A 12,747-nucleotide genomic window follows, 5' to 3' on the forward strand; every position below is an offset into this window, starting at 1 on the left:
GTCACGAGAGCCCCGGGAGATGTCGATGCGAACGGTCGCCGTGGTGCTGGCGGGCGGGATCGGGCAGCGGATGGGCGCGGGCCGTCCGAAACAGTTCCTGGAGGTCGGCGGGCGGCCCATCCTGTCCCTCGCCGTCGCCGCGTTCGACGCCCATCCCGGCGTGGACGCGGTCGTCGTGGTCATGGCCGCCGGGCACCTGCGCGCCGCCGCCGCGCTGACCGCCCCCTACGGCAAGGTCGCCGCCGTGGTCGAGGGCGGCGACACGCGGACGGCGTCGACCGTCGCGGCGCTCACCGCGCTGGCCGACGAGCCCGCCGACGCGAAGGTCCTGTTCCACGACGCGGCCCGTCCGTTCGTGGACGCCGCCACCATCGACCGGGTGCTCGCCGCGCTGGACGACGCGGACGCCGTCGCCGTCGGCGTCCCGTCCGCCGACACGATCGTGGAGATCGCCGACGGGACGGTCGCCGCGATGCCGGCGCGGCACACGCTCGTCCGGTTCCAGACGCCGCAGGGCTTCCGGCTCGGCGTCATCCGCGCCGCCTACGACCGCGCGCTCGCCGACCCGGCGCTGCACGCCACCGACGACTGCGGCATCGTCCACCGCTACCTGCCGGACGTCCCGATCCGCGTCGTGGCGGGCGACGAGCGCAACCTCAAGGTCACCCACCCCCTCGACATCGTCATCGCCGAACACCTCGCCACCGAGACGGAGACCGTGTGATCTTCGAGCAGACTCCCACCGTCATCGGCCATCGCGGCGCGGGCTCGGGCGACGTCCCGGTCCCCGGACGCGGGACGGTCGCCGAGAACACCCTCGCCTCGATCCTGGCCGCCGCCGAGACCGGCCTGTCGTGGGTCGAGATCGACGTGACCCGCACGTCCGACGACCGGCTCGTCCTGCGCCACGACCCGACCGGGCCGGACGGGAACTTCCTCGTGGAGGGCACCGCCGAGGCGTCGGGCCTGCCGTCGCTGGAGGAGATCTTCGCGGCGACGCCGACCGACATCGCGCTGGATCTGGACGTCAAGACCGTCCTGGAGGACGCCGTGGACGCCCCGTCCCGGCGCACCGGCGCGCTCCTGCTGCCGCTGCTGCGGCGCGAGGCCAAGCGGCGGCGGCTGATGGTGACGTCGTTCGACCCCGGCCTGCTCGTGTTCCTGCGCGACGAGCTGCCCGAGGTGCCGGTCGGGCTGCTGACCTGGCTGCGGTTCCCGCTCTGGCACGGCGTGTCGGCCGCCGCCGGGCTCGGGCTCCAGGCCGTCGCGCTGCACACCGCGTCCTGCGGGTTCGAGCACCCCGACACGCGGCTGCGGTCGCTGGAGCACAACGTCGCGACGGCGCACAAGGCCGGGCTCGACGTCATGGTCTGGTGCCCGAAGGCCGCCGAGGCAGCGCGCTACGCCGACGCCGGGGTGGACGCGATGGTCGTCAACGAGGTCCCCGGCGTGCTCGCGGCGCTCGGCCGCTAGCGGTTCGGGCCGCCGTACATCCGCGTCCACTCGCCGGGCTCCTCCTCGTCCCCGGGCTTGCGCCCGGGGGGCGGCGCGGCGGGCGGCGCCTCGGGCGCGGACGGCGGCGTGTGCGGCTGCGGCGCCCCGGGCGGCGTGTAGGGCGGCGGCGCCTCGGACGCGGGCGGCGTGAACGGCTGCCCCTCGGGCGCGCCGGACGGCGGCGCGAACCCGGCGGGCGGCGCGTAGGGCTGCGGCGCCTCGGGCGCGCGCGGCGCGCCGTACTGCGGCAGCGCGGGCGGCGGGGCCTGGTGCCGGGCCTGGTGCGGGTGCGGCGCCAGCGGGCGTCCGCCGGGCAGCGCGCCGCCGTGCGCGGGACGCCGCCGTCCCTGCCAGCGCGACGGCGCCAGCGACGCGACGAACAGCGCCGTGCCGAGCAGCAGGAAGACCCCGAGCGTCCCGAGCGTGGTGAACTCGCGCGCGTACCGTGCGGGCTTGACGTGCACGGACCAGCGCAGCGCCTGCGTCGGCGCGAGCACGTACACGAGCCCGACCGCGCCGAACACGACGCCGGGCACCAGCGACGCGAACGGCGACAGCCGCGACCCCATCGCGAGCCCGATCAGCAGCCCCGCGACGACGAGGGCGAGCGTCACCAGCGCCTTGTCACCGGGCTCCAGCCGGAAGTACACGTACATCCGCTGCGCCCGGTCGAGCGCGAAGAGGACGCAGCCGAGGCTGACCACCGTCACCAGGACACCGGCGACCACGCCCAGGGCGTGCCGCGTTCCGTTCGACATGGACGACCTCCTTAGCCGGACGAATCGTCATGATTCCGTCCCAGGAGGTCAGACGCCAGGCCCAGCCCGCAGGTTCAGGGTTTGGCGGGAGTCGGCTGGCCGAGGCGCGGCGGGCTCGTCAGGAAGCCCACGCCCCACGACAGGTGCATCGTCGCGAGGACGAGCGGCAGCCGCAGCCACGCTGAGAACGGCAGCCCCCGCCCCTCCACGGCCGCGCCCGCGATGATCGCGAGGGCGTAGCCGCCAGGCAGGACGAACGCGGGCCAGAACCCGGCCGCGCCGGCGATCGTCCCGACGATGATCCCCGCGACGGCGAACGGCGGCGCGAGGTAGCGGATGTTCAGCGTCCCCTGGTGCTCGCGGCCGACGACGCGCCGCCAGCGCCCGGTGTGGAAGTACTGCCGGGCGAGCGCGCGCAGGTTCGGCCGGGGACGGTACGTCACGCGCATCCGGGGCGTGAAGAAGATCCGCCCGCCCGTCTGCCGGATGCGGTGGTTCATCTCCCAGTCCTGCGCGCGGACGAACGTCTCGTCGTAGTAACCGACGCGCTCCAGCGCGCTGCGGCGGAACGTCCCGAGGTAGACGGTCTCGACCTCGCCGGGCTCGCCGCCGGTGTGGAAGCGGGCGTTGCCGACGCCGAGCTTGGACGTCATCGCGCACGCGACGGCCTTCTCGAACGGGGTCGTGCCCTCGGCGGCCATGATCCCGCCGACGTTGTCCGCCCCGGTCTCCTCCATCGTCTCGACCGCCGCGCGGACGTAGTCGCCGGGCAGCAGCGAGTGCCCGTCCACCCGGACGATGATCGAGTACTGGGACGCCTTGATCGCGATGTTGAGGCCCTGGGGGGTGCGTCCGGTCGGGTTCGGGACGACGACGAGCCGCGGATCCTCGGCCGACAGCCGGGACGCGATCTCTTCCGTGCGGTCCCGGGACGGCCCGACGGCCAGCACGAGTTCCAGTTCGCCCGGATAGTCCTGGTCGAGGATGCGCCGGACGGCGTCGGTGAGGTGACGCTCCTCGTTGAGAACGGGCATGATCACCGAAACGGCGGGCCAGGTGCGGTCGCCCGCGGCCGAACCTGCGCCCGGTTCCCGGTCCGGGTGGGCGCTCTGCGCGTGGGGAGACGGATTCATACTCGCGGGCGTGGTTCGCCCCATTCCTCTCTTGCTCACTGGCGTCCACGGCCCCGGCAGCGCCGGGTGCGGTCGAGACGGCGCAACGTTACCGGAAGAAGGGGACACAGGCCCTGGGTAACGAACGGTCCGCCCTTCCCCACCTTAAAGTGGTCTGCGTTCGCGTTCCACGACCGGCGATTCCAGGAGGCGGCGGGCGGCATGGCAGACCGGCACGACGCGGGGGACGGCGCCGACCCGCTGGAGCGCTACTTCCGGCCGCGTCCGGGCGGCGCGCCCGCCGACGACGCCCCGGGCGAGGGCGTCATGATCGACGGCGCGCCCGCGCCCCGGGTGTCGGTGGAGACGCCGCGCGGCCCGCGCCGGCCGGGCCCGACGCTCAGCCCGCGCGCGGCGGTCGCGGCCCGGCGGCAGCGCCGGTTCCTCACGACGACGGGCGTGATGTCGGCGTTCGTGCTGCTCACGGCGGGCGGCGCGTGGGCGTTCCAGAACTACGTGACCGGTGCGATCGACCGGGTGTCGGTGGGCGGGCTCGGCTCCGACGGCGGGCCGAAGGGCGCGATGACGATCCTCGTCGCGGGCGTCGACCGCCGCGAGGGCCTGACCCGCGAGCAGCAGCGGGCCGCGAAGCTCGGGCACGACGCGGGCGAGCGGTCGGACACGATGCTGCTCGTCCACATCTCCCAGGACCACGACAAGGTGTCGGTGGTGAGCCTGCCGCGCGACTCCAACGTCATGATCCCGAGCCACCGGTCGAACGGCACCGAGGGCGCGAAGGGCGCGCAGGTCCCGGCCCGGCGCGGCAAGCTGACCTGGGCGTACCAGTTCGGCGGCCCGGACCTGACGGTCAAGACGATCAAGCAGGCGACCGGCGTCCCGATCGACCACTACGTCGAGGTCAACTTCTACGGCTTCGTGAACATGGTGGACGCGCTCGGCGGCGTGGACGTCTGCACCGAGCAGCCCATCGACGACGCCAAGAGCGGCCTGAAGCTACCCGCGGGCAAGTCCCATCTGGACGGTCTGAAGGCGCTCGGCTACTCCCGCGCCCGGTACACGCTCACCGGCGGCAGCGACCTCGGCCGCATCGACCGGCAGCAGCAGCTCCTGGCGCAGATGATGAAGCAGGCGCTGTCGTCCAAGACGCTGAGCGACCCGGTGAAGTCGGCGCGGTTCCTCAACGCCGCGCTGAAATCGCTGCGGGTCGACGACAAGCTGGCCAAGAACCTGCCGAAGCTCGCGAACCAGATGCAGGACCTGTCCACCGACAGCGTCACGTTCGCGAAGGTGCCGCTCGCCAACGACAACTACAACGCGATCCTGTGGAACGCGGCGACGCCGCAGTCCACGGTGTTGTGGGACGACCACCGCGCCGACGACCTGTTCTCCCGCCTCCGCCGGGACCGGCCGCTCGCGCCGGAGCCGAAGGCGAGCCCGTCGGCGTCGCCGTCCGCGCCCGCGTCCGACCTGCCGACCGTCCGGCCGTCCGCGATGACCGTCCGGGTGCTGAACGCGGTCGGGACGCAGGGCCTCGCGGCGCGCGCCGCCGGCGACCTGCGGGACGTCGGGTTCAAGACGGTCGTCGTGCCGGGCGTGGCGCGGCGCGGCCTCGCCCACACGCAGATCCAGTACGGCCCAGGTCAGGAGGACGCGGCCAAGACCCTCGCCGCCGCGCTGCCCGGCGCGAAGACCAAGAAGGTCGCCGCGCTCGGGTCGCGCGTGCAGGTGCTGGTCGGCTCGGACTGGGACGGCGCGCAGAAGCCGAAGCTCGGCTCCGCCCCGGCCCCGGCGGCGACGCCGTCCGCGGACACGCTGCAGACCGACACCGCCACCAAGAAGCTCTGCAAGTGACCTACTTGAGGAGCTGGCGCGCGATGACCATGCGCTGGATCTGGTTGGTGCCCTCGTAGATCTGGGTGATCTTCGCGTCGCGCATCATGCGCTCGACCGGGAACTCGCGGGTGTAGCCGTAGCCGCCGAGGAGCTGGACGGCGTCGGTCGTCACGTCCATCGCGACGTCGGAGGCCAGCGCCTTGCACGCCGACGACACGAACGTCAGGTCCGGGACGGTCTCGCCGTGGAACGCCCGCTCGGACTTGATCGCCGCGTGGTAGGTGAGCTGCCGCGCGCCCTCCAGCCGCATCGCCATGTCGGCCAGCATGAACTGGACGCCCTGGAAGTCGGCGATCGGCTTCCCGAACTGGCGGCGCTCCTTGACGTAGCCGAGCGCGTAGTCCAGCGCGCCCTGCGCGATCCCGAGCGCCTGCGCGGCGATCGTGATGCGCGTGTGGTCCAGCGTGGCCAGCGCGGTCCTGAACCCGGTGCCCTCGGCGCCGATGATCCGGTCGGCGGGGATCCGGACGTTCTCCAGGAGCACCTGGCGCGTCGGGGACCCCTTGATGCCGAGCTTGCGCTCCTTGGGCGCGAACGACACGCCCTCGTCGGACTTCTCCACGACGAACGCCGAGATGCCGCGCGCGCCCTTGCCCGGGTCCGTCACGGCCATGACCGTGTAGTACTCCGACACCCCGGCGTTGGTGATCCACATCTTGGCGCCGTTCAGCACCCAGTGGTCGCCGTCGCGCACCGCGCGGGTCTTCATGCCCGCCGCGTCCGAGCCCGCGTCGGCCTCGGAGAGCGCGTAGGAGAACATCGCCTCGCCGCGCGCCACCGGAGTCAGATATTTTTTCTTCAGCTCGTCCGATCCGGACAGCAGCACCGGAACGGTGCCGAGCTTGTTGACCGCCGGGATCAGCGAGGACGACGCGCACGCGCGCGCCACCTCCTCGATCACGATCACGGTGGCCAGCGCGTCGGCGCCGGCACCGCCGTACTGCTCCGGGACGTGGACGGCGTGCAGGTCGTTCTGCACCAGCGCGTCCAGCGCCTCCTGCGGGAACCGGGACTCCTCGTCGACCTCCGCGGCGTGCGGGGCGATCTTGGCGTCGGCGAGCTCGCGCACCGTCCGCCGGAGCAGTTCGTGCTCCTCCGACGGCGCGTAAGCAGGAAAGTCGGAACTCATACGGGGAATGCTACCCGGGAGTAGTAGGGCCGTACCGGCCCGTCTCCGCAGGGAGACACGGCAGAGAAAGGAAGTCGCCTTGGCGCTTCGCCTGACGGTCATCGGGACCGGCTACCTGGGTGCGACCCACGCCGCGTGCATGGCCGACCTCGGGTTCGAGGTGGTCGGGCTCGACGTGGACGCGGGCAAGGTCGCGCGGCTCGCGGCCGGCGACCTGCCGTTCTACGAGCCCGGGCTGGAGCCGCTGCTGCGCCGGGGCCTGGAGAACGGGCGGCTGCGCTTCACGACGTCGGTGGAGGAGGCGGCCGAGTTCGGGGACGTCCACTTCCTGTGCGTCGGCACCCCGCAGCGGGCCGGCGAGTACGCGGCCGACCTCACCTACGTCGAGGACGCCGTGACCGCGCTCGCGCCGCTGCTGCGCCGCCCGGCGATCATCGTCGGGAAGTCGACCGTCCCGGTCGGGACGGCCGCGCGGCTCGCCGCCCGGGTCGCCAAGCTCGCGCCCGCCGGGGACGACGTCCTGCTCGCCTGGAACCCCGAGTTCCTGCGCGAGGGCTACGCCGTCCAGGACACCGAGCGGCCGGACCGGATCGTCGTCGGCCTGCCGCCCGACCCCGAGTCCGCCGAGCGCGCCGAGCGGGCGCTGCGCGAGGTGTACGCGAACCCGCTCGCGGTCGGGACGCCGTTCATCACGACCGACTACGCGACGTCCGAGCTGGTCAAGGTGTCGGCGAACGCGTTCCTGGCCACCAAGATCTCTTTCATCAACGCGATGGCGGAGGTCTGCGAGGCCGCGCACGCCGACGTGACCAAGCTGTCGGAGGCCCTTTCCCACGACGACCGGATCGGCGGCAAGTTCCTCGGCCCCGGCCTCGGCTTCGGCGGCGGCTGCCTGCCCAAGGACATCCGCGCGTTCATGGCCCGCGCGGGCGAGCTCGGCGTCGACCAGGCCCTGACCTTCCTGCGCGAGGTGGACGAGATCAACATCCGCCGCCGCATCCGCATGGTCGACCTGGCCCGCCACCTGCTCGGCGGCTCCTTCATCGGCCGGACGGTCGGCGTCCTCGGCGCGGCCTTCAAACCGAACTCCGACGACGTCCGCGACTCCCCCGCCCTGGACGTGGCGGCCTCGATCCGCGCGCAGGGCGCCAAGGTCACCGTCTACGACCCGCAGGCGATGGAGAACGCCCGCCGCGCGCAGCCGACACTCGAATTCGGCTCGTCCGCGCTCGACGCCGTCCGCGACGCCCACGCCGTCCTGCTCCTCACCGAATGGCGGGAGTTCCGCGACATGGACCCGGCGACCCTCGCCGGCGTCGTCGCCGAACGCAAGATCGTCGACGGCCGCAACGCCCTCGACCCCGAGACCTGGCGCGCCGCCGGCTGGACCTACCGAGCCCTCGGCCGCCCCTGACGAGCCGTGCTGTTCTACGATGAACCGTAGTGCCACCCAATGCAGGGCGATCATCACTGATTGCAAGGAAATGGGGGACGATGAGCACGGCCCATGACTACGGTGACGAGCGTGGCCCCCATACGATCGCGGATCTCGATGAATTGCCCGAAGAGGGCAGGCAGTACGAGCTTGTTCACGGCTGGCTGATCCGAATGGTTCCCGGCATCCTTCACGAAGAATGCATTGCGGAAATTACGGATATCTTGCGCCCGCATGTGCCCGCCGACCACGTACTGCGCGAAGGCTACGCGGTGGCCGTCACGGACGACACCCTGTACCAGCCGGACATCGCACTCGTCGCGCGAGACGCCGCACGCCGCGCAAAGAAGGACCGCATGCGGGCGGTGACGGGCGAAGATGTACTTCTGGCCGTTGAAGTCCAGTTGGCGCGAAGTGGGAGCTGGAACACCGTTCACCATTTCAAGTTCCAGGACTACGCGCTCGCCGGTATCCAGTACTACTGGATTTTCGACGTCGCCGACATCCCCATGCTCACGGCCTACGAACTGGACGGCGACGTCTACCGGCGGACGCACCAGGTCACCGGGGACGAGATCGCCGAGTTGGACGAGCCCGTGAAGGTGGCGTTCAGCCCGTCCGAGATCACCGCGTAGCACCGGAACAGGCGGGGCGGGCGGTGGGTTGGTTCGGGTATGAGCGAGTTCGCGGACGACGTGGTCATCGGGAAGCTGCTCGAAGCGAAGACGTGGGCCTTCGTGGGGCTCGACGGCAATCCGCTGCGTGAGGTGTACCGGCAGGCGCGGTTGATGCAGCGCGCCGGGGCGCGGATCATTCCGGTGCATCCCGACCGGAAGGACGTGCTCGGTGAGACGACGTACGCGTCGCTGGACGAGGTGCCCGGGCCGATCGACGTCGTCGCGGTCTACCGGCGGTCGGAGTTCGCGGGCGCGGTGATCGACCAGGCCGTCGCGGCGGGCGCCGGGGCCGTCTGGACACCGCTCGACGTCGTCGACGAGGACGCCGCGCGGCGGGCGCAGGCTGCGGGGCTCGACGTCGTCATGAACCGCTGCCCCGCCGTCGAACGCCACCGCCGCGCCCCGCGCTGACCCCCGCCCGACCAAAGGCCCTGCCCGACTCAGACCGAGCACACCGCCCCGCCCGGGCAGGGCCCACTGCCCGGCTTGGGCGAGGCGGGCGGGGTCAGAGGGAGTTGCGGAGGCGTTCGCCCTTGGCCTTGGCCTGGGCGTAGAGGTCCTGTTGGAAGTCGCGCATGCGGGTTTGGAGCGCGGGGTCGGAGGCGGCGAGGATGCGGACCGCCAGGAGGCCCGCGTTGCGCGCCGCGCCTACGGCCACCGTGGCGACCGGGACGCCGGCGGGCATCTGGACGATCGAGAGCAGCGAGTCCATGCCGTCCAGGTACTTCAGCGGCACCGGGACCCCGATCACCGGGAGCGGGGTCACGGAAGCGAGCATGCCGGGCAGGTGCGCCGCGCCGCCGGCGCCGGCGATGATCACCTGGAGGCCGCGGGAGGCGGCGGACTCACCGTAGGCGATCATGTCCTGGGGCATCCGGTGCGCCGAGACGACGTCCGCCTCGAACGGCACGTCGAACTCCGCCAGCGCGTCGGCGGCGGCCTCCATGACGGGCCAGTCCGAGTCGCTGCCCATCACCACGCCCACGACCGGGCTCATCGCTTCCCCTCCATCGCCGGACCCCAGCGCAGGAAGTCGGCGGCGTGCCGCGCGCGCTCCCGCAGGTCCGCAAGGTCGGATCCGGACACGTTCACGTGCCCGATCTTGCGGCCGGGCCGCGACTCCTTGCCGTACAGGTGGATCTTGACGCCCGGGTCGTGCGCCATCACGTGGAAGTAGCGCGGGAAGACGTCCGGGTCGTCGCCGCCGAGCACGTTCGCCATGACGGTGTAGGGCGCGGTCGGCTCGGTGGAGCCGAGCGGCAGGTCCAGGACGGCCCGCAGGTGCTGCTCGAACTGCGACGTCCGGGATCCGTCGATCGTCCAGTGCCCGGAGTTGTGCGGGCGCATCGCCAGCTCGTTGACCAGCACGCCGTCCGCCGTCTCGAACAGCTCGACGGCGAGCAGGCCGGTCACGCCGAGCCGTTCGGCGACGTCCAGCGCGAGGCTCTGCGCCTGCGCGGCCCGCTCCTCCGAGAGGCCCGGGGCGGGCGCGATGACCTCGACGCAGATGCCGTCCTCCTGGACGGTCTCCACCACCGGGTACGCGGCGCCCTGCCCGTACGGCGAGCGCGCGACGAGCGCGGCCAGCTCCCGCCGGAACGGCACCTTCTCCTCCACCAGGAGGTCGACGCCCTCGGCCTGGAGCCGCGCGGCCAGCTCGACGTCGCCGGTCACCCAGACGCCCTTGCCGTCGTAGCCGCCCCGCGCCGCCTTCAGGACGAACGGGGACCCGTGCTCGCGGGCGAACGCCGTGAGGAACCCGGCGGGGTCGTCGGCCGGGACGCGCGCGAACGCCGGGCACGGCACGCCGAGCGCGCTCAGCCGCTCCCGCATCACGCCCTTGTCCTGCGCGTTGAGCAGGGCGTCCGGCCCCGGACGGCACGGAACCCCCGCCGCCTCGACGGCCTGGATGTGCGCTCCGGGGACGTGCTCGTGGTCGAACGTGACCACGTCGCAGCCCTTGGCGAAGGCGAGCAGGTCGGGCAGGGAGCGGTCGTCGCCGAGCCGGACGTCCGAAACCACCTGCGCGGCCGACTCCGCCGGGTCCCCGGCGAGGACGCGCAGCGGCACGCCGAGCGCGATCGCCGCCTGCTGGGTCATCCGGGCGAGCTGTCCCCCGCCCGCCATCCCGACCACCGGGACGTGCACTGCATCTGTCACGGACAGCAAGGTTATCCGCAGGGAAGCACCAAAGGTCGTCCGCCCGGGCGCGTGACCGTGAGTGAACCGGGCATGACGGACGGAGAGGAACACGACGGGACCTATGACGTTCCGCCGAAGCGGGCGCGCGGGGCGTCTATTCTCAATGTGCCTTGCCCACAAGGCGCCAGCTTGTCATCCGGGGAGTTCACCACGGCCGGGGGGCCGGAAGGACGGTTACGCTTCGTGAGTCGGCTCGTCCATCTTTACCGGCGATTCGCGCACATCGTGCACGAGCTCGCGAAGTTCGGCAGCATCGGCGCGATCTCCGCCGTCATCACGTTCGGCGTCGGCAACGCGCTGCACCTCGGTTTCGGGCTCGGCGAGCTGACGTCGACCGGCATCGCGACCGTCATCGCGGCCACGTTCGCGTACGTCGCCAACCGCTACTGGACGTTCCGCCACCGCGACCAGTCCGGTCTCGGCCGCGAGTACGTGATCTTCTTCGCGCTGAACGGCGTCGGGCTGCTGATCACCTGGCTGTTCCAGGGCGCGGTCAAGTTCGGGCTGGAGATGCGCGGACCGGTCGCCTACAACGTCTCGCTCGTCATCGGGACGGCCGCCGCGACCCTGTTCCGCTACTGGTCCTACAAGCGCTGGGTGTTCCTCCCCGCCGAGGACGGCGCGGACACCGGCGCGCAGCCCGTCCCCGGGCCGCTCTCGCGGCCGACGCCGCAGGGCCAGGCCGAGTTCTCCCGTCCGACCTCGATCACGCCGGGCCGCTGACGACGCGCTCCACGGCCAGCAGCGCGTCCGCCGCCGGACGCAGGAACACCCCGAACACCGCCGGCCGCGAGTTGATCAGTTCGAGCCGACCGCCGTCCACGATGGCCAGCGAGCGCGCGAGGTAGAGCCCGAGCCCGGTCCCCTTCCCGCTGCTCACGCTCCGCTCGAAGACCCGCGCCTCCAGCTCCGGCGGGATGCCCGGCCCCTCGTCCCCGATCTCCACGACGACCGAGCTGGCGCCCTGCTTGGTGCTGATCGTGACCGTCCCCGCGCCGTGGACGAGCGAGTTGTCCAGCAGCGTCGCGACGATCTGCGACAGCCCCTCCGGGCTGGTCAGGCCGACGAGCCCGTCGTCGCCGGTGACGCGCAGGTCCCGCCCGTCGCGGCGGAAGATCGGCCGCCACTCCTCGACCTGCTGGGCGATGATCCGGTCGATCGGGGCGGCGACGGCGTCGCCGGTGCGGTCGTGCCGCGCCCGCGCCAGCAGCTGCTCCACCACCGCGACGAGGCGCTCGGCCTGCGCGACGGCCGCCGCGCCCTCCTCCCGGACGACGTCGGGGTAGTCCGCCGCGTCGATCATCTCCTCCAGCCGCATCGACAGCGCCGTCAGCGGCGTGCGGAGCTGGTGGCTGGCGTCGGACGCGAACTCGCGGCTCGCGGCCAGCAGGTCGGCGATGCGGACGGCGCTGCGGTCCAGCACCTCGGCGACCCGGTCCACCTCCGGGATGCCGTAGCGGCGGCGGCGCGGCCGGGCGTTGCCGCTGCCGAGCCGGTCGGCGGTCTCGGCGAGGTCGACCAGCGGGAGCGTCAGCTTGCGGGCCTGGAACATCGCGAGGCCCACCGTGACGGCCACGCCGAGCGCGGCGAGGCTGCCGATCAGCAGGAGCTGGCGCAGCGCCTCGTCCTGCACCTCCGCGGCGGGACGGTCCACCCGCACCCGGACCGGACCCGCGGTCCCGGCGGCGGTGAGGACGTTCGTGCCGCGCTTGTGCCGGCGCCCCGCCGTCACCGTCCGCCCGTCCGGCAGCGTGATGGTGATGAACCGGCCCGGATATGCGCGTGCGATCTTCTGCTCGTCCAATCTCTCCCGGGCCTCCAGGTTCAGGGCGACCCCGCCGAGGATCGAGGCGGCCTCCCGGCCGAGCGACTGGCGGGCCTCCTCGTAGACGAGCCTGTGCATGGCGTAGGCGAGGGGTATGCCGAGCAGCAGGATCGCGACGATCGCCACCGCGAGCGTCGACAGCAGCAGTCGGCGCCTCATCGAGGGCTCCTTCGGATCTGTGCCGTGACCGCGCGGCCGGGC

Annotated in this window: 13 protein-coding genes; 7 read left to right on the forward strand and 6 right to left on the reverse strand. The window is 72.6% G+C overall.

Features of this window, described 5'->3' with window-relative positions:
• Positions 1 to 25 precede the first annotated feature (25 nt).
• Both ispD and GQ466_RS11630 read left to right on the forward strand, forming a co-directional pair.
• On the forward strand, positions 26 to 724 hold the full coding sequence (ispD, locus tag GQ466_RS11625; protein ID WP_161102881.1) for a 2-C-methyl-D-erythritol 4-phosphate cytidylyltransferase: 699 nt from the start codon (positions 26 to 28) through the stop codon (positions 722 to 724).
• The gene (locus GQ466_RS11630) at positions 721 to 1,473 is read left to right on the forward strand and encodes a glycerophosphodiester phosphodiesterase family protein (RefSeq protein ID WP_161102882.1); all 753 of its coding nucleotides are present in this window, start codon (positions 721 to 723) and stop codon (positions 1,471 to 1,473) included. The genes ispD and GQ466_RS11630 overlap by 4 nt, the downstream gene beginning before the upstream one ends.
• Here GQ466_RS11630 and GQ466_RS11635 read toward each other — a convergent pair.
• The gene (locus GQ466_RS11635; protein WP_161102883.1) at positions 1,470 to 2,252 is read right to left on the reverse strand and encodes a hypothetical protein; all 783 of its coding nucleotides are present in this window, start codon (positions 2,250 to 2,252) and stop codon (positions 1,470 to 1,472) included. The genes GQ466_RS11630 and GQ466_RS11635 overlap by 4 nt on opposite strands.
• Positions 2,253 to 2,326: 74 nt before the next feature.
• On the reverse strand, positions 2,327 to 3,286 hold the full coding sequence (locus GQ466_RS11640; protein ID WP_237417853.1) for a glycosyltransferase family 2 protein: 960 nt from the start codon (positions 3,284 to 3,286) through the stop codon (positions 2,327 to 2,329).
• Between the two features lie 300 nt (positions 3,287 to 3,586).
• Here GQ466_RS11640 and GQ466_RS11645 point away from each other — a divergent pair, with 300 nt between their 5' ends.
• Positions 3,587 to 5,236, forward strand: coding sequence for an LCP family protein (locus GQ466_RS11645; RefSeq protein WP_161102885.1), 1,650 nt, complete (start codon positions 3,587 to 3,589; stop codon positions 5,234 to 5,236).
• A 1-nt stretch (position 5,237) separates the two neighbouring features.
• Here the strand turns inward: GQ466_RS11645 and GQ466_RS11650 are convergent, their stop codons facing one another.
• Entirely contained in the window at positions 5,238 to 6,407 is a 1,170-nt protein-coding gene (locus GQ466_RS11650; RefSeq protein ID WP_161102886.1) for an acyl-CoA dehydrogenase, read from the reverse strand.
• Between the two features lie 79 nt (positions 6,408 to 6,486).
• Here GQ466_RS11650 and GQ466_RS11655 point away from each other — a divergent pair, with 79 nt between their 5' ends.
• From GQ466_RS11655 to GQ466_RS11665, 3 genes are all read left to right on the forward strand, one after another.
• On the forward strand, positions 6,487 to 7,821 hold the full coding sequence (locus GQ466_RS11655; protein ID WP_161102887.1) for a UDP-glucose dehydrogenase family protein: 1,335 nt from the start codon (positions 6,487 to 6,489) through the stop codon (positions 7,819 to 7,821).
• 80 nt (positions 7,822 to 7,901) lie between these two features.
• Positions 7,902 to 8,477 carry a Uma2 family endonuclease gene (locus GQ466_RS11660; RefSeq protein WP_161102888.1) on the forward strand — a complete coding sequence of 192 codons (576 nt, stop codon included), beginning with the start codon at positions 7,902 to 7,904 and terminating at the stop codon, positions 8,475 to 8,477.
• A gap of 39 nt (positions 8,478 to 8,516) precedes the next feature.
• Complete coding sequence (locus GQ466_RS11665) at positions 8,517 to 8,930, forward strand: CoA-binding protein (protein ID WP_161102889.1); 414 nt, start codon at positions 8,517 to 8,519, stop codon at positions 8,928 to 8,930.
• 94 nt (positions 8,931 to 9,024) lie between these two features.
• Here GQ466_RS11665 and purE read toward each other — a convergent pair whose 3' ends face one another.
• Both purE and GQ466_RS11675 read right to left on the reverse strand, forming a co-directional pair.
• Positions 9,025 to 9,516 carry a 5-(carboxyamino)imidazole ribonucleotide mutase gene (purE, locus tag GQ466_RS11670; protein WP_161102890.1) on the reverse strand — a complete coding sequence of 164 codons (492 nt, stop codon included), beginning with the start codon at positions 9,514 to 9,516 and terminating at the stop codon, positions 9,025 to 9,027.
• Positions 9,513 to 10,679, reverse strand: a complete 1,167-nt coding sequence (locus GQ466_RS11675; RefSeq protein ID WP_378186361.1) for a 5-(carboxyamino)imidazole ribonucleotide synthase — start codon at positions 10,677 to 10,679, stop codon at positions 9,513 to 9,515. The genes purE and GQ466_RS11675 overlap by 4 nt, the downstream gene beginning before the upstream one ends.
• Before the next feature lie 267 nt (positions 10,680 to 10,946).
• Here GQ466_RS11675 and GQ466_RS11680 point away from each other — a divergent pair, with 267 nt between their 5' ends.
• Positions 10,947 to 11,444, forward strand: a complete 498-nt coding sequence (locus GQ466_RS11680; RefSeq protein WP_337193427.1) for a GtrA family protein — start codon at positions 10,947 to 10,949, stop codon at positions 11,442 to 11,444.
• Here GQ466_RS11680 and GQ466_RS11685 read toward each other — a convergent pair.
• On the reverse strand, positions 11,428 to 12,705 hold the full coding sequence (locus GQ466_RS11685; protein ID WP_161102892.1) for an ATP-binding protein: 1,278 nt from the start codon (positions 12,703 to 12,705) through the stop codon (positions 11,428 to 11,430). The two genes, GQ466_RS11680 and GQ466_RS11685, sit on opposite strands and share 17 nt — an antisense overlap.
• Between the last annotated feature and the right edge of the window lie 42 nt (positions 12,706 to 12,747).

It is taken from the genome of Actinomadura rayongensis (genome assembly GCF_009831215.1).
Lineage (GTDB): Bacteria > Actinomycetota > Actinomycetes > Streptosporangiales > Streptosporangiaceae > Spirillospora > Spirillospora rayongensis.

What these genes read in the sequence shown, in the direction of transcription:
- GQ466_RS11665 (WP_161102889.1), top strand. Translation starts at nt 8,517, where the DNA reads ATGAGCGAGTTCGCGGACGACGTGGTCATCGGGAAGCTGCTCGAAGCG.
- GQ466_RS11660 (WP_161102888.1), top strand. Translation starts at nt 7,902, where the DNA reads ATGAGCACGGCCCATGACTACGGTGACGAGCGTGGCCCCCATACGATC.
- GQ466_RS11635 (WP_161102883.1), bottom strand. Translation starts at nt 2,252, where the DNA reads ATGTCGAACGGAACGCGGCACGCCCTGGGCGTGGTCGCCGGTGTCCTG.
- ispD (WP_161102881.1), top strand. Translation starts at nt 26, where the DNA reads ATGCGAACGGTCGCCGTGGTGCTGGCGGGCGGGATCGGGCAGCGGATG.
- GQ466_RS11640 (WP_237417853.1), bottom strand. Translation starts at nt 3,286, where the DNA reads ATGCCCGTTCTCAACGAGGAGCGTCACCTCACCGACGCCGTCCGGCGC.
- GQ466_RS11650 (WP_161102886.1), bottom strand. Translation starts at nt 6,407, where the DNA reads ATGAGTTCCGACTTTCCTGCTTACGCGCCGTCGGAGGAGCACGAACTG.
- GQ466_RS11645 (WP_161102885.1), top strand. Translation starts at nt 3,587, where the DNA reads ATGGCAGACCGGCACGACGCGGGGGACGGCGCCGACCCGCTGGAGCGC.
- GQ466_RS11685 (WP_161102892.1), bottom strand. Translation starts at nt 12,705, where the DNA reads ATGAGGCGCCGACTGCTGCTGTCGACGCTCGCGGTGGCGATCGTCGCG.
- purE (WP_161102890.1), bottom strand. Translation starts at nt 9,516, where the DNA reads ATGAGCCCGGTCGTGGGCGTGGTGATGGGCAGCGACTCGGACTGGCCC.